Consider the following 26,173-nt stretch of genomic DNA (forward strand, 5'->3'; position numbering starts at 1 on the left):
CACCTTTTGTTCTGATTATCTTGTTCCGTGATTATGCGGTTGCCCAGGATTGTCTGGGCCTGGAAATAGCCAGCATAAATGAATGTGGATTCAATACATCAGAAGGGTAGCACGCTTATTAATCGCTGCCATCATGTAGCGTAAGGAAGGACACCATAATAAATGGCACTGAAATGGCAGGCACTGCCGCCGATTACGAACAGGTGCCAAACCGCGTGCATGTAGGGAATGCGGTCGGCCAGGTAAAAGGCAACGCCGGCGGTGTAAACGATACCGCCAGCAATCGTGAGGGTGAGCGCGGTTTCGTTCAGGCTTGCCACCAGATCTGAGGAGGCAAACGTGATGAGCCAGCCCATGGCTATATAGATACCCACCCGTGCCAGTTTGAAGCGATTGGCGAAGATAACTTTCAAGACGACACCCGTTATAGCAAGCGACCAGATTATTGCAAAGAGCGTCCAGCCCACGGTGCCGCGCATGTTTACCAGCAGGAATGGGGTATAGGTACCGGCAATCAGCAGAAATATGGCGCAATGGTCGAGAGTTTTGAAGGCTTTTTTAAGTTCAGGCCGGCGTGAGCCGTGATACAACGCGGAGGCCATGTACAGCAGAATCAGAGATGCGCCAAATATACTGAAACTGACGATTTTCCAGGTGTCGTTTAACTGCGTGGCGCCAACAATTAACGCGATGGTTCCGATTACGCTTAGCAGTGCGCCTATGCCGTGGGTGACGCTGTTCAGAAGTTCTTCTATTCGCGAGTGCACTGATTTGGAAGAAGGTTGTAATGCAGCCATTGGGATAAAGTCCGTGTTTTATCGTGGCAACACGGTACTTCAGCGTACACGTGTACGCAATGACTAACGGTAGCAGTTTTGCGAGCTATTCCTCAGTACTTTATCGCGCCGGTTTTGAGCCGGGAAAAGGTTGCAGGCACCACGCCCAGCCATGAGGCAAGCTGGTTGTCTGGCACACGTTTTACCAGCTCGGGGTACTCTTCAAGCAGCAATTGATAGCGTTCTTTGGCCGACATGGTGTGCTTACGAAACTCCCGCATGCTGGTAAGTTCTGCCAACTCTTCGGTGAGCGCCATGGCAAACTTGGGCCAGATGCCATCACCGTGAGAATGAATTGCGGCGCGGAAAGCCGCGAAGTCGGCGACCCATACGGTGGCGGGTGTGACCGTGGTGAGGCAAAGAGTGTTGCGTACCGTGCGGCTGCGGCCAAACACCGGCCACACCATATCGCCTTCGGTAAAGAAGTGGTGTATTGCCACCTTGCCACTGGGTGATTCCCGGAACAGCCGCATGATGCCGTGCTGAATCAGGTATACATTGGCCCAAGGGGTGTCGTGTTTTTCCATATCCGCTTCGGCATCGACCCGGCGTTGGTGAAACAGTCGCGTCAGGTCGCTTAAAAACCGTGCTTCCGGGGTGTCTTGCTTTTCGGTCAGGCGTATTCCAAATACGCGGCTCAGCCCGTTGAGCAAGGCCATTGACTGTGGCGCTGTCCCGTACTCGATGATGTCCGGGTTGTTTTCTCCGAGCATGCAGGGGGAGGAAGACAGTTCTGGGGTGGTGCTGCGGGTCATTGCGTAGTCGCCATTGGAATATGTGTCAATTATCCTAGCAGAGAGATGCTACAGGAAATGACTTAAATCATTAAGGCTTTTTCATTCACTCGATAATGACTTAGTGGCTGGTGAATTCTGGTCAGGCGGTTAAGATGGATTTCGTGTGGCGTTCGCGGTTGTGATACGCAATTTGAACGATCACAATTTGTTGAAATGTAACGGCCGGCAGGCAGCACAAGGCGGGTATCCCTGGCGGGTGTTGCTCGTTGAATTGAGCGCATCGGAAACACCTTATGAGAATTTCTCCGCCGATAGCCCGGCGCGACTTCAGTAGTAATGACAATCTGGTGCCGCTGATCAACATTATCTTCCTTCTACTCATGTTTTTTATGATCGCGGGGCGTATTGCCGTAAGTGATGTGGTGCCATGATTTGTCATCGACACTGGGCTGTGGCCTTTGTTACCTCTGTGGCGTTGCACGCATTGGCGTTTTCGGTGTTAGTTCTTAAGCCTGATCAAGGCGCAGGCTTGCCTGGTCACTATGGCATTGAGGTGGAGCTGAGTATGCTGGGGGAAGGGGCGCAGGCCAGCGGAGAAGATAAGGAGCCGCAGGCGGATGTGGCACCACCGGCTGAGCGGGCCTCCAAAGTCGAGCCTGAATCCGCACTAGAGTCAGAACCCGAACCCGAGCCCAAACCTGAATCTTTGCCTGAGCCTGTACTGAAAACCAGACCTGTGCCGGCGCCAGAGCCAAAACCAGAGCCCAAACGGAAGCCCGCGCAAGCCTCAGCCGAGGTTTCAGACAAGCCGATAGGTGCCGAGGTCAGCCCGGCAATCCCCAGCGCTGGAGCTGGCGTGAGCTCAGGCCCTGAGGACGCAAGGTCTGGAGGTGACAGCGCAGGTGGCAGTGCTGCGGGGGCCGGGGCCAAAGCCGCTGATGCGCGCAAATTATGGCATGCAGAAGTGGCAGCGCATCTGGCACGCCATAAGCACTACCCCATGCGGGCCCGGCGTATGCGGCAAGAAGCGGTGGTCACCCTGAGCTTTGTGGTTGCCCGTGATGGCAGTGTCAGAACATCTGAAATTACCGGGCCTTCAGAGCACGCTGAATTGAACCGTGCGGTCGAGGAAATGCTGCAGCGGGCGGAACCTCTGCCCCGGTTCCCGGTTGATTTACCGGGGCAGGAGGTTCGCATGACCATTCCAGTTGAATTCAAACTACGGTAATCAGAAATTTAGCTGAGTACTCACGTAAACCGTCCGACCCCTTTCAACATGGCGATAGTTCGGCGACTTGTCTGCCAGGTGCTCATCCCCAATGTTGTCAATGCCCGCGCGCAAGGTGACATCTTCGCCGAAGTCTTTGGCCACGCTGGCGTTCCAAAGTGTGTAGGCGGGCAGGTCGTCGGTGTCGGCACGGTATTGGCTGCCGGTGTACTCTGCGTTCAAGCGGGCCGATAGACTAGCGGTTGCTTGCCAGTTCAAAAACGAGTTAAAGGTTCTACGTGGCCGGTACTCCAGTTCATCCCCGGTACCCAGGTCTTTGGTTCTGAGCCAGCCGAAATTGTTCTGCCAGGCAACAACAGGGTGGAGTTGCCAGGAAAACCCGGCTTCCAGTCCTGTAAGGCGGGCTTCGTCAACGTTGGCGAACTGAAATACAGATGTTTGTGGCGGTCTGGCTATAACAATTGGCTTGTTGATAATCAGGTCGCTTGCTTCGCTATGAAACACAGTAGCATTGAGACCTATAGCTTCGCCCTGCCAATCGATCGATAATTCATAAGAATCGATTTTTTCCGGCTTGATATCGCTATTGCCTATAAATTTGAAAAAGGGCACCGGTGTACTTTCATAGCTCGGTGAACTTTGCTTCAACGTTGGCGCACGGAATCCGCGGCCATATCCGCCCTTAACGATAAGCTGTGGTGTTGCTTCCCAAACCAGATAGGCGCGCGGGCTGGCTTCGCTGCCATAGTCTTCCTGGTGATCGTAACGCAGGCCTGCCGTCAGCAGCAGTTGCCCGGTCAGAGCGACCTCATCCTGCAAAAAGACAGCGGTATGATCAGCGTCGCTTTCGCCACCCTCAAGCTCGGTATTTTCAAGAGTTTCATGCCGTACTTCGGCGCCCACCGTTAGCCAGTGGTTACCAAGGGCGCGGCTGGTATGGGCATCGATAATTTCATCGGTAAGCGTTTGCGGGTCTGTGGCGGCTATGCCGGCTGTGCGCTCATTGCTAACCTCGACGTTGCTGCGGTAGGCCCGCACCTGGCTCACCCAGTTGGTAAACTCACCGTTCCAGGTTAAACCGAACCCGGATCGATCCACCTCGTAACGATTCTCATAATAAACCGGTGGTGCGGGTGGTCTGCTTCCTGCTTGGGCGTCAAATTCGCGTTCCTCGTTACTCATCGAGAATTGCAGTTCCAGTGTTTGCTCAGGCGTAAGCTCCAGGAAAGCCGCAACGCTGCCGCGATTGGCCTTGCTGCCTTCGAGTTCACTCTGGCGGTTGTCTGCCGGATTCTGCGTTCTGTCCTGGCGCGACGTCTCCCCGGTAAAGCGCAGTCCCAGGCGCTCGGTAACAAGGCCCGAGGTGTATATGGATGTCAGTCCGCCGTTCACACTGTCATCACTGGCTTCACTGTTTGCCAGCGTTGAACCACGCAGCAACAGGTTGGTTTCCCATTCCTTGCCAGGCTTGCGGGTAATCGTATTGATGACGCCGCCCAGAGCGTCGGAGCCGTAGAGCGTAGACATAGGGCCACGGATGATCTCGATGCGCTCTACCGCCGACATAGGGACCCAGCCGTATTGGTAGTCGGCGTGGCCGAATACATCATCACTGGCAGGAATACGTCCCCCATCTATGAGTGTGAGCACGTGCTTGCTATCCATGCCGCGCAAGGAAATGGATTTGCGCCCTATGCCACCACCCTGCGTGAAGGCAACTCCGGGCTCGCCAGCAACTGCAGACGGAAGGGAATCGGCATGGCGCGCGTCCAATTCTTCACGGGAAATTACGGAGCCGGAAGCCGGTGCCAAGCGCGTGTCAACGGGTGATAACGTGGCCGTTACCGAAATGGTATCTAATGTAATGGCCTCTGACGGTAGGGATTCAACAGCCTCTTGTGCCCACAAAGCGGGGGCTGGCAACAGAACTGCAGCAAGGCACAAAAGGCCTGAATGGTTGTTGGTCACGGGTCGCACCAAGTTACTCAAGACGAAAGATATGGTTTTGAAGCTCAACTCGCTATTCCTAATGCCTGGTCGCAAACTCAGTTGGCAAGGCCAATACTGAGGGCCGGAGGACGGTTAATGCGGGCGGCTACCATATTCAGATACTGTTCTGGAGCCGCCACGTTCGCCAGCAGGCTTGCGCCTGCTTAACGTTTTCTAGTAGACGTCGTGCTGGGTGTTATAAACGTTGAACTTGCCAGTCGGAGTGACCAGACGTTCGTCGTCGATAACCTTCAGCAGTTTGCGGGTTTTGTCATCCACCACCACAATGGCTGACCTCTGCTCTTTGCCATTCCATACAGAGAACCAAACCTCGTCACCTGCCACGTTATATTCTGGCTGAACGACACGCTTGGGGCCTTCGCCCAGGTTCGCCCACTCTGCAATCGGCAGTACTTCGTAGCCGCCTTCGAGGTTGTCGATGTCATACACCGCAACGCTCTGGCTGACGGATTCTGCAGGGTTTAGCGCCGTATCAACGTACAGGTTCTTAGACTTGGGGTGAGTTTTGATGAACAGTGAGCCGCCGCCCTGACCGTTGAGGGTGCGAACGACTTTCCAGGCTTTATCCGGATGTCCTTCGGGATCGGTACCAATCATCTGGATGGTGGGGTCGCCCAGGTGGCTGGTTGCCCAAACCGGGCCATGCTCAGGATCTACAAAGTTGGCGCCACGGCCAGGGTGAGGGATTTTCCCTACATCCACCAGGGCTTCCAGATCACGATCTTTGGAGTCAACAACGGCAATCTTGTCGGACTGGTTTGCGGCAGTCATGAAGTAGCGCATGCTGCTGTCCCAGCCGCCATCGTGCAGGAATCGGGCAGCATCAATGGTGGTGGTACTCAAGCTGTCGAGGTTTTCGTAATTGACCAGCATGATCTTGCCGGTTTCTTTGATGTTAACAATGAACTCGGGGTGCGCATGGGATGCCACAATAGCGGCAACCCGAGGCTCGGGATGATACTCCTGGGTGCCCACGGTCATGCCCCGGGTGGCCACGATCTTTTTAGGCTCCAGGGTTTGGCCATCCATAATTACAAACTGCGGTGGCCAGTAGGCACCGGCAATGGCGTACTCGTCTTCATAACCTTTGTACTTGGAGGTTTCGACCGAGCGAGCTTCCAGGCCAATCTTGATCTTGGCAACGGTGTCAGGATGCTCCATCCACAGATCGACCATGTTGATCAGCGCATCGCGGCCAATAACAAACAGGTAGCGGCCAGAGGCCGACATGCGGGAAATGTGTACCGCATAACCGGTTTTGATAATTTCCACGATTTCTTTGGTGTCGCCATCAATCAGGGCAATCTCACCGGCATCCCGCAGAGTGACGCTGAACAGGTTTTGAAGATCCAGGTTGTTCATCTGTTTATTGGGGCGATCTTCAGGCGCTATAAGCACTTCCCAAGTGTTTTTCATGTCGGCCAGGCCCCACTCTGGGGGCGCGGGTGGCTCGTGCATCAGGTACTTCGCCATCATCTCGACTTCGGCTTCACTGAGCTCACCCGAAGTGCCCCAGTTCGGCATGCCGGCTGGTGAGCCGTAGGTGATGAACATTTTGAGGTAGTCGATACCCCGCTCCTGGGTAACGTCTGGCGTCAGTGCCGAGCCAGTGGCACCTTTACGCAGTACCCCGTGACAACCTGCGCAGCGTTCGAAGAAAATCTTTTTGGATTTTTCAAATTCAGCGTCAGAGAGATCGGGGGCTCCTGGGGAGCGGACGATCTTGGCCGACTCCGAGTCAATGGGGCTTGGGGTGCCTTCGTATGCAGCTTCTGTGGAATCGGGATGGGTAGTTGCAGCGCTTGCATTCATCACGCCAAAAGACGCGACAGACATGGCAAGCACCAGTGGTTTTAATAGTGGATTGTTTGCTCTCATCAGGCTATCTCCTTGAATTAGAGTGCTATTAGATTTCTCTTCTTTAGTCTGATGAACATTGATTAAAATCAGATGTATGCCATTTGATTAATGGGTACCCACCCATGGGTATAACCAAAGAGTTGTTGTAGTAGAGAGCGTTTTTAACCAGTATTATGAATGCATTTAAAGGGCGGTAGAATCTATGCCTATCGCTGCGCCGAATGAATGAAAAACAGGTGCTTGCAGTTTTCCTGAATGGGTTTGCGGCTTTGCCAGAACTGATAGTCAGTAACAGAGGGTTGTGATACATGACGTTTTACCAGCCAGTTGGTAATGAAATAGAGCTGTTCCAGGCAGCAGCCGATAACGGCCTGCCGGTTCTTATCAAAGGCCCCACAGGCTGCGGTAAAACCCGGTTTGTGCGCTATATAGCGGAGAAACTCAATCGTCCCGTTTACACCGTTGCCTGCCACGACGACCTGACGGCGGCTGATCTGGTTGGTCGGCACCTGATAGGCCCCGAAGGCACCTATTGGCAAGACGGCCCCTTGACCCGAGCCGTACGCGAAGGCGGTATTTGCTACCTCGACGAAGTGGTCGAAGCCCGAAAGGACACAACCGTGGTACTGCACCCGCTGGCAGACGACCGCCGGGAGCTGCCCATAGAACGTACCGGTGAGCTGCTTACCGCTGCGCCCGGCTTTATGCTGGTGGTCTCCTACAACCCGGGCTACCAGAGCCTGCTCAAGGGCATGAAGCCCAGTACGCGCCAGAGATTCGTATCACTGAGGTTTGATTACCCCTCTGAGGAGGCGGAGCAAACCATCGTGACGGAAGAATCCGGATGCGACCGTGATCTTGCCAAGCAGTTGGTGAATCTTGCGACAGCCTTGCGCAACCTGAAAGATCACGATCTGGAAGAAGCTGCATCAACCCGGCTGCTGATACATACAGCGCTATTGATTCGCGCTGGCCTGCCAGCGGCGGAAGCCTGCCGCGCAGGCATGATCGAACCATTGTCAGACGACGAAGCAACCGTTATTTCATTGATGGAGGTGGTATATGCAGTATTCGGGCGCCCAGAAGAAACCCGCTAGCGGAGCGATTGTTCCCGTTGTCTGGTATTTGCTGAACTTGTTGGCAACGCCGGTAATTGGTTTCCTGGCTTTGCTCTGGCTGTTTATGAACAGTTCAGAAACGAATGGACTTCGCAGGGCTCATACCCGTGCCGCTATGTTCATGTCGCTGCTGGGCTTTATTCTGATCAGTACCGGGATAGCTCTAAGCTGGGTGTTCATCGGCGATGTGGGCCACTTCGGTACATTTGCTCTGGTATGGGCAATCGCGCTTCACACAGGGTTTGTATTGTGGGGAATGATTTCCCTAGCGCAGGCTATGTCTGAGAAGATGCCTTATTTCCCGGAGAAATGGCTCTAACTCCAATGTTGATGGCGTCAGGGAAGACAGCTTTCCAAAACTGTGCGGAGCCAAGCGTACACGGACGTATTCACAGCGTGTTTTGGAAAGCTGTCTTCCCTGACGCCCTGCACGGTGTTTGATCAAAGCTTGGAGGGCTGACTCTCATCATGTGATCGTATGAAACCCCGCAATTGCAACAATCACCACCGGCGCCCAGGACTGGGCAATCATCCTCCACCCGCGTGGTGCATTCTTCATCTCCATGAAGTGATCTACCAGGAGCATGGCTTTCACAATCACCATTCCGAAAACCAGCCAGGCCAGAAACTCAGGCCCGATACCGGCCTTTAGAGCGATCACCGGCAAGGCCGTGCAAATCATTAAAGCAAAATAGACAGTCAGCATCCCAAGCCCTCCCTAGGCCAGTACGTAAATCATCGGAAACAACACCAGCCACACCAGATCCACCATGTGCCAGTATGAAGCGCCAGACTCCATGCCGTTCATATCCGAACCGTCGTAGTCACCGTTGCCGACTTTAACCGCAAGAATAACCAGAATGACCTGCCCCAGAATGACGTGCATGAAGTGAAAAAACGTCAGAAAAAAGTAGAACATGAAAAACGTGTCTGTACCCAGGTTGTAGCCCTGGCTGTACAGGTTCACGTATTCGTACATTTTGCCCACGGTGTAAATGCAGGAAACCGAAATTGCCAGCCACAGCCGCCATTGCACACCCGAGTGCCTGTTACGGAGCTGATGGACAGCCGTTGCGACGAAATAGCTGGCGGTGATCAGCGCAGCAGTATTCAGCAGCCCGATTAATGGGTGCAGCACTTCGCGGCCAGCGTGGAAGGTGGCTGGGTCCATACTGCGGGCAACGGCAAAGCCGATGAACATAATGCCGAATACCGCCAACTCGGCGAAAATGAAGATCCATACGGCGATGTCACCGGGAAGCTGGCGAGTATCGGTTTCTGGAGCAAGGTTAAAGTGAGTCATATCGCTCCTGTCATTGCGTGAGATTCAGGTAGAGTTTCGGTAGCTGCAAGGGCAACTGTGCCGGGTCGCGGATGACCACGAAGTTGCTGCTGCCGAATACATAGGGCAGGTATTCGCTAGCCTCGTCATCAATGGTGACGCAGAAGGGGGTCAGCCCGGCTTTCTGTGCTTCCTGCACTGCCATGCGTGTATCTTCCACGCCGTAGCGGCCCTCGTAGATATCCAGATCGTTAGGCTTACCGTCGGTCAGCAGCAACAGGATTTTTTGATGCTCATGGCGCGTCTCCAGCAATTTTGTTGCCTGGCGAATGGCGGCACCCATGCGGGTATAAAAGCCCGGTTCCAAAGCCTGTATCCGGCCCCGAATGGTGCTGGTATAGGGCTCGTCGAAGCTTTTTAGATGGTGAAACCGTACATGGTCGCGGCGCCGGGATGAAAACGCGAACAGGGCAAAGGGATCGCGACTTGCCTGCAAGGCTTCACTGAGCAGTTGCAGGCCGTCACGGGCAACGTCGATAACACGCTGATGGTTGTTAATGTAGGTTTCGGTCGATAGCGATATATCCGCCAGTACCAGGCAGGCAAGGTCGCGCTGGCTTTGCTGGCAGCGGCGGAACAGCTTTTGGTCGATAATGCCCCGGCCGCGCCGGTGTTGTACTTCCCGTTCGAGGCAAGCGTCAAGATCCAGCTCGTCGCCGTCCAATTGCCGTTTTTGCCACTGTTTGAGTGGCTTAAGCGCGCTGAACTGCCGTTGCAGACGCTTGGCAGATCGCCGTAGTGCCTCGGGAAGCTCTGCGGGCACAGCGTCCTTTGCGAGCAGTGGCTGAAGGCAGCAGAAGGCCTCGCGGTAGCTTTGGCTGCGCCAGTCCCACTCTGGCAAGTGAATGCCTGGGCCGAGGTGCAGGTCATCATGCTCTTCTGAGGGTAGATCCAAATCAAATTTGATAGCTGATGACGTTTCTTTGCGGTCGTTGGATACGGAGATCATGTCCATGTCATCTGCCACGGCTTCTGCATCTTCTTCGTCGGTATCATCCCCCGCCCGGTCAACCGGAATGAACTCAGTCCAGGAGAACAGGCTTTCTAACCGGAAGATCATCAAACCCTGATTGCGGTCAAAGGCTTCTACCCGCTCTGCCTGCTTGCGCTTGTTCTTTTTTGTGAGGCCGCCCGGGCTGGACTGAGTGTCTTCATCGCCGGTTACCTGTCCGCTGGATTTTCCTTGCTCCAGAGCCGGGTAGAGCCAGAGGATGACAGGCCAGGGATCCGTGTCCGCAGGCGGCAGGGCAGGGACACTGCCCGGGTGAATCAGTGCCTGGCAGATAGCCTGTTCGCGGATGGCTTCCGGGTCGGTCAGGCTGTCCGGGTCAGGGCGCCAGTACAGAACATGCTTGACCAGACGCTGGTAAACATTTTCCAAGCCTGGCCAGCGTGAGAGAACATCCTGTACCAGAGCCTGGTTGCCGGTAAACCAATCACTGTCCGCTGCGGCCGGGGTGGCCGCAAGTGCAGCCAGCCAGATGTAGAGATCCCGGTTTAACTGCTTCGATGGGAATCGGGCAACTTTTTCAGGCAGGCGTAGGTTTTGGTCGTCCCGCCATGCCAGCTCAAATTTACGATGTGTTCCTGCAAGCTTGTGCAAGAATTTACGGCGCAGGCGAAAGTGTCGGGGTTCTGCAGTCACCAGGCTGAGCGCCGGGTCGCCTCCAAAGGCACGGAATACAATGCCCAGGCTGCGAGCTTCGTCTTTCAGGTAAACGGCGTGCTCGGGGAACTCACCCAGAGCCTGGCGAGTGATGTACTCATGCCATTTGTAGCCGACCCACTCTTCCATTTCGAGTTCCTTTTAGGCCCGCGGACGGACGAGTTTGCTGGAAAGCAGGGCCGGAAACGAGTTCCGGCCCTGTGGGTTGGAAGGACGTTGGTTTATGCGTCCTGAATAGCAGCGCCGCGAACTTCCTCGTCAAAAGACGCTTGTCCCTTGATAAAGAAGCTACCGAAATACACCACCAGACCCGCCATAAAGAAACAGCCTGCAATCATGCGTGCCCAGTAGAAGAGTACGATGTTGTCCTGGGTAGCCATGAAGGACAGCGCTTCACCGCTTTCCGGAATACGCTGCAGCCAGATTTGCAAGATGCCCGCACCGGTCAGGAACAGCGTGATGAACACCATGGAGATGGTCATCAACCAGAAGCCCCACATTTCCACAACCTGGGCAGTATTACTGTTGCCGTAGGGTCGGCCGCGCATGATCGGCATGGCGTAGGAAATGATGGTGAGCACAATCATCACATAAGCACCGTAGAAGGCCATGTGGCCGTGGGCTGCAGTGAGCTGGGTGCCGTGGGTGTAATAGTTGATGGGTGCCAGTGTGTGAAGAAAGCCCCACACGCCTGCGCCGAGGAATGCCATTACAGCCGTACCCATGGCCCAAAGCATCGCTGCCTTGTTGGGATGGTTGCGCTTGCGCCGGTTGATCATGGTGAAGGCAAACAGCACCATCATGAAAAACGGCAGGGGCTCCAATGCCGAAAACACAGAGCCCAACCACAGCCAGTACTCAGGTGGCCCAATCCAGAAGAAGTGGTGACCGGTACCGATGATGCCGGTAATCAGCGCCATAGCGATGATGATGTACAGCCACTTCTCGATCACTTCCCGGTCTACACCGGTGATCTTGATCAACACGTAAGCCAGAATCGCGGCCATGATTAATTCCCACACACCTTCAACCCACAGGTGCACCACAAACCACCAGAAGTACTTGTCGGTGGTGAGGTTACTTGGGTTGTAGAAGGAGAACAGCCAGAGTACCGCCAAGCCGATCAGGCCGGTAATCAGTACAATGTTGACCACGGTTTTGCGGCCTTTCAGGGCAGTCATCATGATATTGAACAGGAACCCGACCACCACCAGGGCTATGCCTACTTTGGTAATCGTTGGCTGCTCAAGGAACTCCCGCCCCATGGTTGGCAACAGCTTGTTCATGGTGATGTCTGCCAGAGTGGCGTAATCCACAAACAAATAACCAAGAATGGTCAATGTGCCAGCAACGGCAAAGACCCAGAACAGAATCCAGGCAAGCAGCGGGCTGTATAGCTCGGTTTGTGCTTCTTCTGGCACCAGATAATAGGTGGCGCCCATAAAGCCGAACAATAGCCAAACGATCAGCAGGTTGGTATGAACCATTCGCGCAACGTTGAAGGGAATTTCCGGGAACAGGAAATCGCCCACTACGTATTGCATGCCCAGCACCAAACCGAACACGATTTGGCCAGCGAAGAGCACCAGGGCAAAGATGAAGTAGGGCATGGCGACCCGTTGAGACTCGTATTTCATGTTTTCTCCTTTACCCTTCGATGTTTGGTGGCCAGCCGTTGTCGTCGATCTTGGATGTCCATTCGAGGAATGAGGACAGATCGTTGATTTCCTGGTCGGTCAGGTTGAATTGCGGCATCTGCCGGCGGCCGGGCACGTTCGTGGGCATGGCGTTCATCCAGGCGTTCATGTATGCCTTGAAGACGTCGCTGTCGGCCGCGCCACGACGGTCGAATACGTTGGCAAGTTCAGGTGCAAAATACGCACCTTCGCCCATGAGGGAGTGGCAACCTACGCAGTTATTGTTTTCCCAGACGTGTTTGCCCCGGACAACCTCTTCGGTAAGCTGATCCCTGTTATCTCTTTCGGGCATAGCCCGGGATTGGGTGTCAAAAGTCAGAACCAGAAACAGCAGGATGAAGAACGTGCTTCCTCCCAGATATATGTTTCTGGCCATGCTTTTGGTAAAGCGTTCGGCCATTGGTCTCTCTCCTTGGTCGTTGTGGAATACCTGACTGCATTACTAGGATATAAAGATGTATCCGAAATACTGTTGACGATTATCAAGCAAAGTCAGAAATCACACCACTGCGCAGGGGAGTTACCTCTTGATGGGTAGCTGTTAGACTTCACGCCCTGTTTTTTGCCTAAATACCCGGAGAAATAATGGCCGCAGCACTGGCGTTGTTTATCAAGCTGATTCCGCTATACGTAACGGTTGCTCTTGGATGGGTGGCGGGCCGTTATCTGGAGGCCAGTGGCAAGCATATTGCGGGCATCATGCTTTACATTGTTACGCCCTCTGTGGTGTTCTCCGGCGTGATGGCTGCACCGCTTTCGCCGGAAGTCATCCTCCTGCCATTTTTGGTGTTCGGGTTTGCAACGGTGATTGCTCTCGCTCACCTGAGGTTGGCGAGACGGGTGTTGACCGACGGCAGTGCCGGCATGGTTCCCCTATGTGTCGCTTCGGGGAATACGGGGTATTTTGGCGTACCGGTGGCGTTGCTGTTGTTCGGCGAAGAAGGGCTGGCGATCTATATCGTGTGCATGCTGGGTGTCACCCTGTTCGAAAGTTCGGTGGGGTATTACCTTGCAGCACGGGGCCGGCATGATCTGAAAGATTCACTTTTGCGCGTCGTCAAATTGCCCTCGGTATACGCCTTTCTGGTCGCCGTCGTACTTAACCTTACAGAAATTGGTATTCCTGAAGTGTTTGTACCGCTGTTCGATAATCTGCGCGGTGCCTACAGCATTCTGGGTATGATGATTATTGGTATGAGTATCAGCAGTTTTCGTGGGTTGGCGGGCAATATGCGGTTTACGGCGCTGGCGTTTTTCGGCAAGTTTGTGGCCTGGCCGGTACTGGCAACGGTGTTCTGGTGGCTGGACTCACAGTTTTTGGGCGTTTATGAACCGGCCGTTCATAAAGCCATTTTCCTGATCTCCATTACCCCCATAGCCGCCAACACAGTTGTCATTGCAACCTTGCTGGATACGTCCCCACGGCAGGCCGCGGGGACGGTTATGCTGTCAACGTTGTTTGCTCTGGTGTTTATACCGGTGATGATTTCGCTGGCGTTTTAGCGTGCTGGCTGGCTACTGCAATATCTTCCCGGGCATGACGCACCACGCTCACGCCGGCGGTGATTGCGAGAGTGCCCATAATGGCGGCGACCACAAGGTCTGGCCAGGCGCTGGCGGTCCCAAACACACCCAGTGCAGCCGCCATTACAGCCAGGTTGCTGATGGCATCGTTCCGGCTGCATAGCCAAACCGAACGCATATCCGAATCACCATCGCGAAATTTGAAAAGAATAAGTGCCACAGACAGGTTAGCGACCAGCGCCAGCAGGCCAACTGAGCCCATGGTGAAAGCTTCTGGCGTGGTGCCCTGCTGTAAGACCCATAGAGCGCGAGCCCAGACAATCGCACCGAAAACCGTCATCGTAATGCCTTTGACCATCGCCGCGCGGCCACGCCAGAGCAGGCCCATGTTCAGTACGCAAAGGGACAGGATGTAGTTGGCGCTATCGCCGAAGAAGTCGATGGCATCCGCCATGAGCGACACCGAGCCAGAAGTAAGGCTGGCAACACCTTCCACGAAAAACATGGCCAGGTTCACCCAGAGCGCAATCCAGAGCGCGCGACGAAAGCCGGTGCCAGGGGTTTTCAGTTCCGGGCCAGGGCAGCTACAGGCCATAAAACACCTCCTTGATTAGGTAGGCTTGTATTAAAAACCCTGTAGCTACTATAGGGTCAACCCCCTGAGCTTACACTTTATCAAACCGTTAACTTTTCCCCGGCTTGTGGGTTCCGGGAACGTGGTTTTCATGGTCGCCAGCGTCACGTGGTGAGGGTTCAAGGTCAGCGCTGCTAAGCCCTCCCATAATGCCGCACTCCTGCACGGTTCCCGCATCTGAGCAGGCCCTTTGCAATTGCTGCAGAGTGTTTTCGAGGTTTGTGAGTTCCGTGAGTCGCTCCCGCACATGGCTGAGATGGCTGGCCAGCAGTTCATCCACCTGTTGGCAATCTGCTTCGGGGTTTTCAGAAAGCCGGATTAACTCGCGTATTTCATCCTGAGCCATATCCAGATTGCGGCAGCGCTTTATAAACAGGAGTCGATCCAGGTGTGCTCTACGATAAGCGCGGTAGCCGCTAGCGTCCCGTTCCGGTGTCGGCAACAAACCGATTTTTTCGTAATACCGGATGGTTTCCACGGCAACGGCTGAGTGTTGGGATATCTCACCGATTTTCATCGTATTGGCACTTCCTGAGTATTATTGACCTGGTGTGTGTCAGGGTTGGGCTGTTTTGGTTATGGTAGAGGGTAACCCTACTATTTGTGAACTAACTGATGGATAGCATCTGTCTATACGCCTCTGAAATGCCAAAGGACTGTTTATGGACCGCATGAGTGAGCGCCTATCTGTTCCTTCGGTGCTGATACTGGATTGGCACGGAACCTTGGTGGACACCCACGACGCCATGTTCAGCGCCATGGAGGAGATGCTGCCGCAGCTGGAAGAACTGGGGCTGGTGGATCAGCTGCTGCCGGAGCAGCAGTGCCGCACTGAAGACGATGCGAGGCTGGTTCGCTACATACGTATTTTCAGGCGCCTGCACCCGCGAATTCTGGCGGAGCGCAGGGTGTCGAGAACAGACATATTCAATGCCATCTTTGGTGATAACACAGCGGCCAAGCTGATTGCGCACCAAGCCTACAATCAAGCGTACCGGCGTTACTTCGGGCAGGTTCGACCCTTTCAACCGGGCGCTTATGAATACCTGTCGGCCCTGAAAGCCATGGGCATTCGTTTGGCGGTGGCCACCAACAGAAACCGGGAGTTTTTTGATAAGGAATTGAAAACCGTTGATGAGGGGCGCTGGCAGGATCTGTTCGAGGTGGCGATTTGTGCCGATGATGTCACCGAATACAAGCCTGACCCCCAGATAATCAATACAATTCTTGAGAAGCTGAACCTCCCCGCAGACCAGCGCGCCTGGTACCTTGGCGACAGCTACGTGGATATGCTGACAGCGCATCGAGCAGGCATTTCAGGTGTTTTTTATAACGGTGCCCAATGGGAAGCGGATCGAATTCGCAGTTGGTTTACCCGCCGGGACGAGCCCGTGGCGGTTCTGGACAGTTTTGAAGAATTGATGGATCTGCTGGCGCTGATTGAGCGGGATGAACCTGAGCAATTCCTGCAACTGCCAGCAGAAGTGCGGCCGGCTCCCTTCCCGCCACCGGAGCGCCCGGAACCCCGCATAGAGCCAGACTGGCACCCCGCAGTGGTCAAGCTTATACGGCCCGAAGTGATCCTGTTTGATTGGCATGCCACTCTAGTGGACACCCTCGATGCCATGTACCACGCCGTGGATGACATGTTCCCGGATTTTCACAAGCTCGGGTTGATGGAGCGCATGGTGGCGCCGGAAGACAGCAAAACCCCGGAAGATGCCAAACTGGTGGCCTATGTTCGCGAGTTTGCCAAGCTGCATCCCAAGGTAAAGGCCGACCGAAAAATCTCCCGCACGGATATTTTTGAAGTGCTTTTTGGTGATGATCAGGACGCAAAGCAGATCGCCCACAAGGCCTTCAATCACCATTACCGCAACCACTACGGCACGGTTAAAGCCTTTGAAGCGAAAGTGCGGGCAGTGCTGGAAGGGTTGCGGCGCCTGAATATCCAGGTGGGTGTGATCACCAACCGTGATCGTGAGTTTTTCGAGCACGAACTGGCAGCTGTTGAAGACACGGGTTGGGTGGAGCTGTTTGATGTGGACGTGTGTGGTGATGACACACCTCTGCGCAAGCCCCATCCGGACCAGCTCTTGCTGGCGGTGCAGAAATTGGATTACCCGCCCGATCCCAGTGTCTGGTACGTGGGTGACAGCACCACCGATGTGATTGCGGCCAAACGTGCGGGCATGACCTCCGTATTCTTCAACGGTGCACAGTGGGATCTACCCTGGCTGAACCGTATATTTCCGGGCACCCACAAGCATCCGGACAAGCCCGATGTGGTGGTGAATGATTTCTCGGAATTCTGGGCACTGGTGCTTGCCTGCGAGATTGGGCCGCCCTAAATGCCCATGGCTTTTTCTATATCCAGGCCGATTACGATAACACCGTTGGGTGTGCTATCGCCGCCAGAAAAGACCGGCGAACTCACGGTAATCTGAAATCTTGTGGTTGATTGATCGTAACGTATGGGGGAGATGAAAAACGGTTTTCGATCCCGTGGGTCGACCGCCAATTCGGGCCCTGCCACCTCCAGAAACTTGAGCTCATCGCCCTGCCAAAAGTCCGAGGTGAGCTGGCTCATGGCAGCAATGCTTCCAATGCTGTTGACTAGCATGACCTCTGTGACCAGACCCTGATAGGAGTTCTGCCAGACTTCCAGGGTTTTTGATGCTGGCAGGGCCAGAATATGTGCTGCCAGTGACGGCGTAGTTTTTGATGCCAGAGCCTGCCATTTGCTGTCGATGTTGAGTACTTCGGCGAGCGTGTCTGGTTGCGGGCCGGTTTTCAATGCCTGTTGTATGTCCAGCAACTTAGTCAGCTCCGCCAACAATCGCGCGGTCAGAGTTTCAATGTGTTTTATTTCCCGGCTGGTAGGTGTCAGTGTTTTGACCGTGCAGCTTGAGAGTGCCTTATTGAACTCGGGTAAAAATTCCGGGTGTGCCTTTTGGAAGGTCTCAGCTACGTAAAAGTGAAGAGGTGCATAGCGGAGGAAGTGCGAATTGAGGCTCTCTGTTGAGAGTTCATTCCTGGCGCGTAGCCATATCATAACCCGCTCATCCATTAGGGCAGTATCAATTCGCCCTCTCTCCAGTAACGCGACGAGCTGCGACGGCGAAGTGACGCCCAGATACACCTCGTAGCCATTTGCCAACAGCCAGGCTTCCTCGTTACTGCCATCCACAACACCTATGCGTCGCAGACCTGGTTCGGCAGTTGGGTCTTGAGTGAAGAAGTACCATTTCTCCAGCGCAACGGGATAACTGCGGCTGGCGATGGTGTCCAGCTCTGCAGAAGGGTCTGCTGCGAAATAGCCGTTTACGCTGTTCTTTTGGAGTGAATAGATAGCCCGCTTCTGGGGCGCGAGGGTAATGTTGGCAGACCATCCGGCCAGTTGTGCGGCACAGGTTACCGTGTCTACGGTTTCGCCGGTTATGCTGCGGTGCCCGTTTCCAATTATTTCAACCACCTGATAGGGCGGGGCATCAAAGGTGACAAGCTCCAGTTCAGGTGGCTGGGCCAGGCATGCTGGAACAATAAGAAATGCAAGGGTGCCGAGTGCCCGTGGCCGGTATTCCATAGTGACCGCTCATTCCATTGTTTCGGCTAGATGTGAAGTGCATAGGACACTAGCAGTTGTAGTACTTTTTTCAAATAATTTCAATCTGCTGCAACAGGCTCTCTCCCCGTTTGAGCAACGCCTCACGCTTCTCCGGTATTTTTGACAGGCTATTTTTGGCTTGTTTTCGTGAGAAACATTTCCGCAATTAACCCATTGTAGGTAGCCTGAATACGCACTAGGCATAAGGGTGGTTCAGTTGCCAAGCTGTTAAAATCCGGTCAATGGTATGCACACAGCTGTCGAAATGACTCGCATCAAGATGTGCTCAGCCTGCATAGCCTAAAATGCGCGGCTATCCGGCTGGTACCACACATCACGCGCTCAGAGCTTGAATTATGACCTCCAAACCCGCACCGCAAACTTCTGAATCAACCCTTCCTGAGTTCATGTGGGATGATGCGCTGATCAAGCGTTACGATCTCAGCGGTCCGCGTTATACATCGTATCCGACGGCTGTGGAGTTTAATCAGAACTACCCGATTGAGCAGATGGTAGAGGCCGCTGCTCGCAGCAAGGCCAGCAACCGCCCACTGTCTCTGTATACCCACCTGCCGTTTTGTGCGCACCTTTGTTATTACTGCGCCTGCAACAAGGTGATTACCAAGAAGCGCGACAAGGCCATGCCTTATGTTGAGCGTGTTCTGAAAGAGGCCGCCATGCAGTCCAAACTGTTTGGTTCGGACCGCCCGGTAAAACAGCTTCACTGGGGTGGCGGCACGCCAACATTTTTGCCTAACGATGTTATGCAGGAGTTGATGGAAGGCTACGCCGAACTGTTCAACCTGCAGAGTGATGATGAACGTGACTACAGCGTGGAGATTGATCCCCGTGAAGTAGATCAGGACACCCTGCCAACACTTTGGAAGCTTGGCTTTAATCGCATCAGCCTGGGTGTTCAGGATGTGAATCCGGAAGTTCAGAAAGCGGTTAACCGCATCCAGCCCCGGGAAATGACCGAAGCGGTGTTGCGGGAGGCCCGTCAACTCGGGTTCCGGTCTATTAACCTTGATCTTATTTACGGCTTGCCGCACCAGACTCCGGAGAGTTTTGCGGAGACACTCGAGGCGGTTCTTGAGATGTCACCAGACAGGTTGTCCGTATTCAGCTACGCGCATCTGCCAGATCGTTTTTATCCGCAAACGCGCATTAAAAATGACACGCTACCTTCCCCGCAGCAGAAATTGACCATGCTGCATAACACCATCAACCGGCTGCTCGAGGCGGGATACGAGTACATCGGTATGGATCATTTTGCCAAGCCGGATGACAGTCTGTCTGTGGCACAGCGTGCCGGACGATTGCACAGAAACTTCCAGGGTTATACCACTCACTCGGACTGCGATCTGGTTTCCCTGGGTGTGTCTGCCATCGGTCAGACAGACGATGCCTACTTCCAGAACAACCACGATCTGCCTGCCTGGGAAGCGTCCATTGATGCTGGCCAGTTGGCGATAACCAAAGGCGTCAATCTGACCCGGGACGATCGCATTCGCCGCTGGGTGATTGGGCAGCTCATTTGTCAGTTCCGTCTGGATCGCCAGCAGTTTTCAGCTGACTGGCAGGAAGATTTTGATAGCTACTTTGCTGACGAGCTTTCTCGCCTGAAACCGATGATGGCCGATGAACTTATTGGTGATAATGGACAGGTGTTGCAGGTAGAGCCCGCAGGCCGCCTATTAATTCGCGCCATCTGCCAGATATTCGACTTTTACCGTAAAGAGGGCGCCAGCCAGCGGTTTTCACGCATCATCTGACTTTTCCATTTGCTCTATTCCCGGGGGCGCCAGTGCCCCGGAGAATTGTTATGACCTCTAAACACTGGACTCTTTTCTGTATATCGAGTAACTTCTAGTGCTTCCTTTCAGAATAAATGCTCTGGATTAAAGGCTTTGCGCTTGTAGTAATTCTTTTGTGACCCTCATTTTTGGTCTAAAAACAGCCGCCGCCAGATAAATTCAGGGCAGAAGAGGCTGTAATTGCAATGACGACTAAACAAACTTCAAGGCTCTATATTCACTTCCGCTTTCTTTAGCGTCCCTCATGCCTTGGCGAATTAGCATCGTTGCTGTTCGCTGACACCCCTTGGTGTTCCCGTAATTTTCATTTTCCGCGCTCTGCGGTCTTTCTGAATACTTGTGCCCCAAGTAATCGAATATGTGTGTTCGCACGCTGTTCAGATGGCACTGTGGTAGTAAAGAGGTTTTGGTTTGAACGAAAGTGGCTTTGTTCAGTTCTCAATACTGACAATCGTGATTTTGCTGGTCGGCTTTTATGGCGGCACCTACCTGCTCACGCTGCTGATCCGCAAAAAAGAAGAAGATACCTCCGGTTTCATGGTGGCGGGGCATAACGTTGGCTTTGGCATGGGCGCGTCCAGCATGACCGCCACCTGGATATGGGCGGCCTCCTTCTACGCCGCGGCCACCTCCGGTTATACCTATGGTGTATCCGGGCCGATCCATTATGGCCTTTGGGGCGCCTTGATGATTTTGTTCATCTACCCCTTTGGCCGGCGTTTCCGCAAGCTGGCGCCGAATGGCCATACCCTTGGCGAGCTCATCCATGCCCGCCACGGATCATCCAGCCAGTTGATCCTGGCCGGCTCCAACATTCTGGGCAGTATTATCAGCCTGATGGTGAACTTCACCGCTGCAGGCGCGTTGGTATCCGTGCTTTCGCCCCTGTCTTTCCAGACAGGCGTAATCGTTGCCGGAGTTGGGGTGCTCAGTTACACGCTTACATCAGGATTCCGGGCCTCTGTATTTACAGACTTTGCGCAACTAGTCGCGTTGATGGCTATTACAGTTGTCATCATCCCCGCCGTACTGTTTTCTGTTGGCGGGCCGTCTGTAATGGTTGATGGCATGAAGAACCTGACGAATCAGCAGGCTGACTTCCTTTCTGTCGATGCGATCATGAATCAAGGCGCGCCTTTCTTTGTGGCGGTGCTTGCCTATGCCATTGGTAACCAGACCATCTCCCAGCGCTTGTTTGCGGTGCGGGAAAAACACATCAAACGAACTTTTGTTACCGCAACACTTGGCTATGGGGCCATCGTTATCGGCCTTGGCATGATTGGGTTGATGGCATTAACGGTCGGGGTGGAGCCGGTAAACGGCAACATGAACAACCTGATACCTCAGATGGTGTCCACTTACTTACCTCCGGTATTTGTAGGCCTGTTTTTTGTGTTGGTGATTGGTGCCTTGTCGTCCACCGCCGATTCAGATTTGTCAGCCTTGTCGACCATTGTGATGGCCGATATTTATGGCAAAAACATCGCAGGGGACAATCCTAATCCCAAAACAATGCTGCTGATTGGTCGCTCCACCATGATTGTGGCAACCGTGGCCGGTTTGATTTTCGCCAGCTTTTCACTGGATATTCTGGTGATGCTGGTGTTCGTTGGTGCGCTTTGGGGTGCGATTGTATTCCCGGTCATTATCAGCTGCTACTGGGACAGGGTAACCAACGCGGCATTTACATGGTCGGTTGTTGTCGCCATGGCCCTGTTCTGCATCGCTCGCTTTGAGCTTCTGGAGATGACCGGTGCAACGGTGCTCTTCTTTGAAATACTGGCCTCGGTTGGTGGTGCAGTTGTGTTCGGACTGATGGCGTTTGGTTTCTTTGGCCGCGTGGTAGGCCTGATTGTCGGGGCTGTTTCGGCCGGCATTTTGCTGATTTATGCCACCGGCTTTCTGCGGGATTACATGGTTCTTACGGCGTCCCTGACAGCTTATGGTGCCAGCGCCATCGTGTGCACAGCCATGACCTTGCGCAGCAAGGAAAGATTTGATTTTGACCTGATTAAACAGCGTGTCGGAAGTTATGACACGGCTGCAGATGAAGATGAAAATGAACCCACAATGATCCCTCAAGGAGCACGTTCATGAGTGAACTCGTCTATGGAACTTATATTCTGGTTTGGCCGGCACTGACACTGGGAGTGCTGGCCGTGATTTGCAGTGCGGTTGTCAAAGATGCCTTGCAGGCGCGCAAGTCTGACAGTGATATGGTCTGACGATTGAACCTGTGAAACGGGAGCCTTCGGGCTCCCTTTTTTTTGGCCAGAGGAGACATTCACCCAGTCAGTATTCTCGGCTCTGCTGACAAAGGTCAATGCCTCTAATCCCTCTCCGGCGTATGGTTTGTGCAACTTTTACGGGGGAGAGCGTCTATGGAACTTGTTTGCCCGGCCGGCAGCCTGCCGGCATTGAAAGCAGCGGTGGATAACGGCGCTGATGCGGTGTATCTCGGGTTCAAAGACAGCACCAATGCCCGCCAGTTTGCAGGACTCAACTTTAACGACAAGCGTGCAGGTGAGGGGATTGAGTACGCCCACAGCAAAGGCGCGAGAGTGTTCTGTGCCATCAACACCTACCCGCAACCGGATGGCTGGGAAACCTGGAAGTCTGCCGTTGATCGGGCTGCTGCCCTCGGTGTGGATGCAATCATTCTGGCCGATATGGGGCTGTTGGAGTATGCCGCCAACAAACACCCGCAGGTACACCGTCACCTTTCGGTGCAGGGCTCTGCTACCAGTTATGAGGCCCTGCGTTTCTATAAAGACAACTTTGATATCCGCCGCGCTGTGCTGCCCCGGGTGTTGTCTATAGATCAGGTGCGTGGTGTTGCAAAGCACAGCCCTGTAGAGCTGGAAGTGTTTGCCTTCGGCAGCCTGTGCATCATGGCCGAGGGGCGCTGCTACTTGTCTTCCTATCTTACCGACGAATCCCCCAACACTCGTGGTGCATGCTCGCCAGCCAAGGCTGTGCGCTGGCAGGAAACACCAGACGGCCTTGAATCCCGGCTTAACGATGTGCTGATCGACCGTTATGGCAAGGGAGAGTCTGCGGGTTATCCCACCCTGTGCAAAGGGCGTTTTGAGGTGGAGGGCAGCGTTTATCACGCCATCGAAGAGCCGGTTAGCCTTAATACCCTGGATTTGCTGCCAGAGCTGAAAAAGCTGGGCGTCAGTGCAGTGAAAATTGAAGGCCGCCAGCGTAGCCCGTCTTATATTGCGGACGTAGCTCGCACCTGGCGACAAGCGCTGGATCGGGTAGGTTCCGACATTGAAGGCTTTCGTGTGGACCCCGCATGGAATAGTACCTTGGCGGGTTTGTCGGAAGGTGGCCTGACCACCATCGGCGCCTACCACCGCAAATGGAAATAAGGCTGAGCAACCCATGATGAAACTTTCTCTGGGCCCGATCCTCTGGTTCTGGTCCAAGCAGTCCGTGTTTGATTTTTACGCTAATGCTGCTGAATGGCCGATTGATACGGTGTACCTGGGGGAAACTGTCTGTTCCCGCCGCCGCGAGCTTCGGCTGGCGGATTGGCTGGAAATTGCCGGTGTGCTCAAGGAATCCGGTAAGCAGGTGGTGCTTTCTACGCAAACGCTGATCGAATCGGAGGCTGACCTGCGGGCGCTGCGCAGAATTTGTAGCCAGCAGGAGTATCTGGTTGAGGCCAATGACCAAAGTGCGCTGCAGTTGGCTACCCAGAATAACCTGCCATTTGTGACCGGCCCTTCAATGAACATCTACAACAGCGCAACCCTGAAGCTATTGGTAAAGCAGGGGCTGAAGGGATGGAGCTTGCCCGTCGAGTTGGGCCAGAACACCTTGCAGCAATTGATTGCAGAGCTGAACGCAGACGGGTTGGATTTACCTGCGGAAGTGTTCGCCTGGGGTTTTCTCCCACTTGCGTGGTCATCCCGCTGCTTTACGGCCCGCCACTACAACCTGCCTAAAGACAATTGCGAATTCCGCTGCCTACAGCATCCGGATGGGCTGGAATTGCGCTCCCGGGAATCCCAAGAGCTGTTTCGCCTGAACGGCACCTCCACCTTGTCTGGCTCACGGTATGACCTGATGCGGGAAATGCCGGATATGGAGCGAATGGGCGTGGCCACCGTGCGCCTGAGCCCGGAACACCAAGGTATGGAAGAGGTTGTTCGCCGTTTTGATCAGGTTCGTCGTGGAGAGATACCCGCGGCCGACCCATTACAGCTGGTGGAAGCGCCGCCTTGTAATGGGTACTGGTATGGCAAACCAGGCATGGATCTTGTGACTGGCCAGGCTCAGGCCTGACCAAAAAGCCGTCTTCCCCAATCCTCAACGTGCCGCGTTTCAAGACGCTGTTTTGCGAGTTGTTTCAGGTTGGGGGAGAGCTCCTTGATATCGACCATCGATGCAAGCGCAATTAGGTCGAGAGGGCGCTCATAGAGCAAAGACAGTACCCGGCTAAGTGGCCAGTCGTCATGTGGCCGGTCCTTGAGCAGAAGAGCGTCACCTTTGCTGATAATGCCGGGTTGCAATACCCGGTAATACCATCCTGTTCTCAGGCTGCTTTGCAGGCGCTGGGACATATCGGGAATGCCAAAGCGCAGATTCAGTCGCCAGCAGGGCTGCCGAGGTTGGGATACCTGAATAATGGCCTCACCAAGTGTAAAAATATCACCAGCGCACACATCCGTTTCTGTGAATCCTTCCGTCACCAGATTTTCACCAAAGGCACCCGGTTGGCAATATCCGGAAGCGGGCTCAGGAAGCAGCCGCCGTAGTCGGTTGTAGTGATCTGAGGCAAAGTGATGCAGAGCTTTCTCGGGCCCGCCATGGTGGCGTTTGTCACCCTGATGGTCATCACCCAGGCCGTTCACGTCCAGGTAGGCGGAGCCAACTTCCTGTTTGTGTATGCCGGTGAGTATTTCGGTGCCTGCGAGTTGTGTCAGGTTACCGGTTCTGAGTTGCCTGATTACAATGCCTCTTTCCATGTGGATTCTCCAAAGCCTCCCGAACGGGCACTGTATCACCAGATTGACAGCATGGCGCCGCTACCCAGAATCAGCGAACCTCCCACTTCAGCCACAATCAAAGCCACCATAAAGCCGTGAACGATCCAGGACGGCAATGTCATGGTTCCCAAACGATGAGGTTTGCGCAGCTGGTTGCTGGTATCCCGCAAAAAACCATGGATGAGATAGGTGCCAATAGCGAGCGCAAAAAAGCCCAGTGCGCACACGGCGGCCAGAGTATTCAGCCAATCCGGGTACACACTGTGGCTGGCAAACCAACCCAGTAACATGGCCGCAAAGCTGTACATGAGGGAGCTGCGATGGGCGATGTCCACATACCGGGGCGCCGCGGCCTTCGGGCTAGTGGCCATGCACCAGTATTTCCAGATGCCAGTTAAAAGCCCGGTCATAAAGAAGATGAAGGCCGCGGTAAGGCTGAGTTTTTCAGCCAGAGTTATTATTTGAACTTCGTCCATTCCGTGCGCTCACTGTGTGAATCCGTGGAGGATTCTGTGTAAAGGTTCTGCGTGTCTGCTATTGAACCATCGCACAGGATCGCATGGGTTTGATATGGCTCCAGTAACAGAGGGTGTCAGAATAAATGCAACTTCGGGAGTTTGAAATCCCACTCCAGACTGTCCAAAAGGTTTTTTAACCCCAGCCCCAGTTCGGTATCCCCCTCAACCACCAAGCGTCTTTGAAAGAACAGTTGGTCAGGATCTTGCCGGCGCTCCGCGAGGGTTTTGAAGGCCAAAAGGGAGCCTCTGATGGTGGCTTCGCCAGGGCCGTCCAGCACTCGGAGCCTGCCTGCCCAAAAACCGAATGTAATGCCCGGGTGACCGCCGTTTATTTCCAGGCGGATACGGCGGCCTGCAAAATCGTCAAATTCACCATCTGCAATGGCCTCAGCAAAAAAGCGATTCAGAGGTGCTTCGGCAACCAGTTGTTTTATGGGAATCGGGATCGACCGGTCTATGGCGCCAAGCAAGGGAAATGGCGACGGGAGGTGTTCAGAAAGCAATGCCAGTGAATCGCTGATCAGGGGTTTGGGGGGTAGTGGCAAGGTAATAGACAAGGGCAGGGCCATAATCAACTCC

At 54.2% G+C, this 26,173-nt stretch carries 26 protein-coding genes; 11 read left to right on the plus strand and 15 right to left on the minus strand.

The annotated features are described in order from the left end of the window. Positions 1-131 precede the first annotated feature (131 nt). Positions 132-797, minus strand: coding sequence for a PAQR family membrane homeostasis protein TrhA (gene trhA / locus AADB16_RS05745; RefSeq protein ID WP_410801941.1), 666 nt, complete (start codon positions 795-797; stop codon positions 132-134). A gap of 92 nt (positions 798-889) precedes the next feature. After that, positions 890-1,591, minus strand: coding sequence for a Crp/Fnr family transcriptional regulator (locus tag AADB16_RS05750; RefSeq protein WP_309043699.1), 702 nt, complete (start codon positions 1,589-1,591; stop codon positions 890-892). A gap of 275 nt (positions 1,592-1,866) precedes the next feature. Between AADB16_RS05750 and AADB16_RS05755 the strand changes: the two genes are divergently transcribed. Both AADB16_RS05755 and AADB16_RS05760 read left to right on the plus strand, forming a co-directional pair. Continuing rightward, positions 1,867-2,004, plus strand: coding sequence for an ExbD/TolR family protein (locus tag AADB16_RS05755; RefSeq protein ID WP_410801943.1), 138 nt, complete (start codon positions 1,867-1,869; stop codon positions 2,002-2,004). Beyond that, on the plus strand, positions 2,001-2,801 hold the full coding sequence (locus AADB16_RS05760) for an energy transducer TonB (protein WP_410801945.1): 801 nt from the start codon (positions 2,001-2,003) through the stop codon (positions 2,799-2,801). Before AADB16_RS05755 ends, AADB16_RS05760 begins: the two co-directional genes overlap by 4 nt. Here the strand turns inward: AADB16_RS05760 and AADB16_RS05765 are convergent, their stop codons facing one another. Both AADB16_RS05765 and AADB16_RS05770 read right to left on the minus strand, forming a co-directional pair. Further along, positions 2,802-4,769, minus strand: a complete 1,968-nt coding sequence (locus tag AADB16_RS05765; protein WP_410801947.1) for a TonB-dependent receptor plug domain-containing protein — start codon at positions 4,767-4,769, stop codon at positions 2,802-2,804. Between the two features lie 195 nt (positions 4,770-4,964). Continuing rightward, positions 4,965-6,647, minus strand: a complete 1,683-nt coding sequence (locus AADB16_RS05770) for a cytochrome D1 domain-containing protein (protein WP_410803595.1) — start codon at positions 6,645-6,647, stop codon at positions 4,965-4,967. A gap of 332 nt (positions 6,648-6,979) precedes the next feature. On the opposite strand from AADB16_RS05770, the gene AADB16_RS05775 reads away from it, so the two are divergent. After that, entirely contained in the window at positions 6,980-7,768 is a 789-nt protein-coding gene (locus AADB16_RS05775; protein WP_410801949.1) for a CbbQ/NirQ/NorQ/GpvN family protein, read from the plus strand. Beyond that, positions 7,734-8,108: a hypothetical protein gene (locus AADB16_RS05780; protein ID WP_410801951.1), complete on the plus strand. Its 375-nt coding sequence runs from the start codon at positions 7,734-7,736 to the stop codon at positions 8,106-8,108. Before AADB16_RS05775 ends, AADB16_RS05780 begins: the two co-directional genes overlap by 35 nt. Positions 8,109-8,255: 147 nt before the next feature. On the opposite strand, the gene AADB16_RS05785 is transcribed toward AADB16_RS05780, so the two are convergent. The 5 genes from AADB16_RS05785 to AADB16_RS05805 form a co-directional block, all read right to left on the minus strand. Continuing rightward, positions 8,256-8,495: a cytochrome C oxidase subunit IV family protein gene (locus tag AADB16_RS05785; RefSeq protein ID WP_410801953.1), complete on the minus strand. Its 240-nt coding sequence runs from the start codon at positions 8,493-8,495 to the stop codon at positions 8,256-8,258. A gap of 12 nt (positions 8,496-8,507) precedes the next feature. Beyond that, the gene (locus AADB16_RS05790; RefSeq protein ID WP_410801955.1) at positions 8,508-9,092 is read right to left on the minus strand and encodes a cytochrome c oxidase subunit 3; all 585 of its coding nucleotides are present in this window, start codon (positions 9,090-9,092) and stop codon (positions 8,508-8,510) included. Between the two features lie 10 nt (positions 9,093-9,102). Beyond that, a complete protein-coding gene (locus AADB16_RS05795) occupies positions 9,103-10,926 on the minus strand; it encodes a nitric oxide reductase activation protein NorD (RefSeq protein WP_410801957.1) in 1,824 nt (607 codons plus the stop codon). Positions 10,927-11,018: 92 nt separating this feature from the next. Continuing rightward, a complete protein-coding gene (locus tag AADB16_RS05800) occupies positions 11,019-12,434 on the minus strand; it encodes a cbb3-type cytochrome c oxidase subunit I (RefSeq protein ID WP_410801959.1) in 1,416 nt (471 codons plus the stop codon). Positions 12,435-12,444: 10 nt separating this feature from the next. Next, positions 12,445-12,894 (minus strand): c-type cytochrome, encoded by a 450-nt coding sequence (locus tag AADB16_RS05805; RefSeq protein WP_298449036.1) that lies wholly within the window; start codon positions 12,892-12,894, stop codon positions 12,445-12,447. Positions 12,895-13,079: 185 nt separating this feature from the next. Here AADB16_RS05805 and AADB16_RS05810 point away from each other — a divergent pair, with 185 nt between their 5' ends. After that, positions 13,080-13,997 (plus strand): AEC family transporter, encoded by a 918-nt coding sequence (locus tag AADB16_RS05810; protein ID WP_410801961.1) that lies wholly within the window; start codon positions 13,080-13,082, stop codon positions 13,995-13,997. Here AADB16_RS05810 and AADB16_RS05815 read toward each other — a convergent pair. Together AADB16_RS05815 and cadR are read right to left on the minus strand one after the other, a co-directional pair. Then, a complete protein-coding gene (locus AADB16_RS05815) occupies positions 13,966-14,613 on the minus strand; it encodes a cation transporter (protein ID WP_410801962.1) in 648 nt (215 codons plus the stop codon). The genes AADB16_RS05810 and AADB16_RS05815 overlap by 32 nt on opposite strands. A gap of 88 nt (positions 14,614-14,701) precedes the next feature. Beyond that, positions 14,702-15,169 carry a Cd(II)/Pb(II)-responsive transcriptional regulator gene (gene cadR, locus AADB16_RS05820; protein ID WP_410801964.1) on the minus strand — a complete coding sequence of 156 codons (468 nt, stop codon included), beginning with the start codon at positions 15,167-15,169 and terminating at the stop codon, positions 14,702-14,704. 145 nt (positions 15,170-15,314) lie between these two features. Here cadR and AADB16_RS05825 point away from each other — a divergent pair, with 145 nt between their 5' ends. Then, positions 15,315-17,003 carry an HAD family hydrolase gene (locus AADB16_RS05825; protein ID WP_410801966.1) on the plus strand — a complete coding sequence of 563 codons (1,689 nt, stop codon included), beginning with the start codon at positions 15,315-15,317 and terminating at the stop codon, positions 17,001-17,003. Here the strand turns inward: AADB16_RS05825 and AADB16_RS05830 are convergent. Next, entirely contained in the window at positions 17,000-18,238 is a 1,239-nt protein-coding gene (locus AADB16_RS05830; RefSeq protein WP_410801968.1) for a substrate-binding periplasmic protein, read from the minus strand. The genes AADB16_RS05825 and AADB16_RS05830 overlap by 4 nt on opposite strands. Positions 18,239-18,615: 377 nt before the next feature. Here AADB16_RS05830 and hemN point away from each other — a divergent pair, with 377 nt between their 5' ends. From hemN to AADB16_RS05855, 5 genes are all read left to right on the plus strand, one after another. Beyond that, entirely contained in the window at positions 18,616-20,034 is a 1,419-nt protein-coding gene (gene hemN, locus AADB16_RS05835) for an oxygen-independent coproporphyrinogen III oxidase (RefSeq protein ID WP_410801970.1), read from the plus strand. A 453-nt stretch (positions 20,035-20,487) separates the two neighbouring features. Continuing rightward, complete coding sequence (locus AADB16_RS05840; protein ID WP_410801972.1) at positions 20,488-22,173, plus strand: sodium:solute symporter family protein; 1,686 nt, start codon at positions 20,488-20,490, stop codon at positions 22,171-22,173. Next, positions 22,170-22,301, plus strand: coding sequence for a putative transporter small subunit (locus AADB16_RS05845; protein WP_309043680.1), 132 nt, complete (start codon positions 22,170-22,172; stop codon positions 22,299-22,301). The genes AADB16_RS05840 and AADB16_RS05845 overlap by 4 nt, the downstream gene beginning before the upstream one ends. Before the next feature lie 156 nt (positions 22,302-22,457). Further along, a complete protein-coding gene (locus AADB16_RS05850; RefSeq protein WP_410801974.1) occupies positions 22,458-23,453 on the plus strand; it encodes a peptidase U32 family protein in 996 nt (331 codons plus the stop codon). A 13-nt stretch (positions 23,454-23,466) separates the two neighbouring features. Continuing rightward, the gene (locus AADB16_RS05855; protein WP_410801976.1) at positions 23,467-24,372 is read left to right on the plus strand and encodes a U32 family peptidase; all 906 of its coding nucleotides are present in this window, start codon (positions 23,467-23,469) and stop codon (positions 24,370-24,372) included. Here the strand turns inward: AADB16_RS05855 and AADB16_RS05860 are convergent. The 3 genes from AADB16_RS05860 to AADB16_RS05870 all read right to left on the minus strand — a co-directional run bounded on the left by AADB16_RS05860 (position 24,363) and on the right by AADB16_RS05870 (position 26,163). Further along, entirely contained in the window at positions 24,363-25,055 is a 693-nt protein-coding gene (locus AADB16_RS05860; protein ID WP_410801978.1) for an MOSC domain-containing protein, read from the minus strand. The genes AADB16_RS05855 and AADB16_RS05860 overlap by 10 nt on opposite strands. Positions 25,056-25,090: 35 nt before the next feature. Further along, complete coding sequence (locus AADB16_RS05865; RefSeq protein ID WP_410801980.1) at positions 25,091-25,552, minus strand: hypothetical protein; 462 nt, start codon at positions 25,550-25,552, stop codon at positions 25,091-25,093. A gap of 116 nt (positions 25,553-25,668) precedes the next feature. Then, positions 25,669-26,163, minus strand: coding sequence for an SCP2 domain-containing protein (locus AADB16_RS05870; protein WP_410801981.1), 495 nt, complete (start codon positions 26,161-26,163; stop codon positions 25,669-25,671). Between the last annotated feature and the right edge of the window lie 10 nt (positions 26,164-26,173).

The organism is Marinobacter sp. KMM 10035 (assembly GCF_046537445.1).
GTDB lineage: Bacteria > Pseudomonadota > Gammaproteobacteria > Pseudomonadales > Oleiphilaceae > Marinobacter > Marinobacter sediminicola.

Excerpts from the sequence above, each read along its gene's own strand:
- AADB16_RS05790 (WP_410801955.1), bottom strand. The coding sequence starts at position 9,092 with ATGACTCACTTTAACCTTGCTCCAGAAACCGATACTCGCCAGCTTCCC.
- AADB16_RS05800 (WP_410801959.1), bottom strand. The coding sequence starts at position 12,434 with ATGAAATACGAGTCTCAACGGGTCGCCATGCCCTACTTCATCTTTGCC.
- AADB16_RS05865 (WP_410801980.1), bottom strand. The coding sequence starts at position 25,552 with ATGGACGAAGTTCAAATAATAACTCTGGCTGAAAAACTCAGCCTTACC.
- AADB16_RS05810 (WP_410801961.1), top strand. The coding sequence starts at position 13,080 with ATGGCCGCAGCACTGGCGTTGTTTATCAAGCTGATTCCGCTATACGTA.
- AADB16_RS05805 (WP_298449036.1), bottom strand. The coding sequence starts at position 12,894 with ATGGCCGAACGCTTTACCAAAAGCATGGCCAGAAACATATATCTGGGA.
- AADB16_RS05795 (WP_410801957.1), bottom strand. The coding sequence starts at position 10,926 with ATGGAAGAGTGGGTCGGCTACAAATGGCATGAGTACATCACTCGCCAG.
- AADB16_RS05755 (WP_410801943.1), top strand. The coding sequence starts at position 1,867 with ATGAGAATTTCTCCGCCGATAGCCCGGCGCGACTTCAGTAGTAATGAC.
- AADB16_RS05860 (WP_410801978.1), bottom strand. The coding sequence starts at position 25,055 with ATGGAAAGAGGCATTGTAATCAGGCAACTCAGAACCGGTAACCTGACA.
- AADB16_RS05825 (WP_410801966.1), top strand. The coding sequence starts at position 15,315 with ATGGACCGCATGAGTGAGCGCCTATCTGTTCCTTCGGTGCTGATACTG.
- AADB16_RS05770 (WP_410803595.1), bottom strand. The coding sequence starts at position 6,647 with ATGTCTGTCGCGTCTTTTGGCGTGATGAATGCAAGCGCTGCAACTACC.
- trhA (WP_410801941.1), bottom strand. The coding sequence starts at position 797 with ATGGCTGCATTACAACCTTCTTCCAAATCAGTGCACTCGCGAATAGAA.
- AADB16_RS05870 (WP_410801981.1), bottom strand. The coding sequence starts at position 26,163 with ATGGCCCTGCCCTTGTCTATTACCTTGCCACTACCCCCCAAACCCCTG.
- AADB16_RS05760 (WP_410801945.1), top strand. The coding sequence starts at position 2,001 with ATGATTTGTCATCGACACTGGGCTGTGGCCTTTGTTACCTCTGTGGCG.
- AADB16_RS05850 (WP_410801974.1), top strand. The coding sequence starts at position 22,458 with ATGGAACTTGTTTGCCCGGCCGGCAGCCTGCCGGCATTGAAAGCAGCG.
- hemN (WP_410801970.1), top strand. The coding sequence starts at position 18,616 with ATGACCTCCAAACCCGCACCGCAAACTTCTGAATCAACCCTTCCTGAG.
- AADB16_RS05855 (WP_410801976.1), top strand. The coding sequence starts at position 23,467 with ATGATGAAACTTTCTCTGGGCCCGATCCTCTGGTTCTGGTCCAAGCAG.
- AADB16_RS05830 (WP_410801968.1), bottom strand. The coding sequence starts at position 18,238 with ATGGAATACCGGCCACGGGCACTCGGCACCCTTGCATTTCTTATTGTT.
- cadR (WP_410801964.1), bottom strand. The coding sequence starts at position 15,169 with ATGAAAATCGGTGAGATATCCCAACACTCAGCCGTTGCCGTGGAAACC.
- AADB16_RS05815 (WP_410801962.1), bottom strand. The coding sequence starts at position 14,613 with ATGGCCTGTAGCTGCCCTGGCCCGGAACTGAAAACCCCTGGCACCGGC.
- AADB16_RS05785 (WP_410801953.1), bottom strand. The coding sequence starts at position 8,495 with ATGCTGACTGTCTATTTTGCTTTAATGATTTGCACGGCCTTGCCGGTG.
- AADB16_RS05845 (WP_309043680.1), top strand. The coding sequence starts at position 22,170 with ATGAGTGAACTCGTCTATGGAACTTATATTCTGGTTTGGCCGGCACTG.
- AADB16_RS05775 (WP_410801949.1), top strand. The coding sequence starts at position 6,980 with ATGACGTTTTACCAGCCAGTTGGTAATGAAATAGAGCTGTTCCAGGCA.
- AADB16_RS05750 (WP_309043699.1), bottom strand. The coding sequence starts at position 1,591 with ATGACCCGCAGCACCACCCCAGAACTGTCTTCCTCCCCCTGCATGCTC.
- AADB16_RS05780 (WP_410801951.1), top strand. The coding sequence starts at position 7,734 with ATGCAGTATTCGGGCGCCCAGAAGAAACCCGCTAGCGGAGCGATTGTT.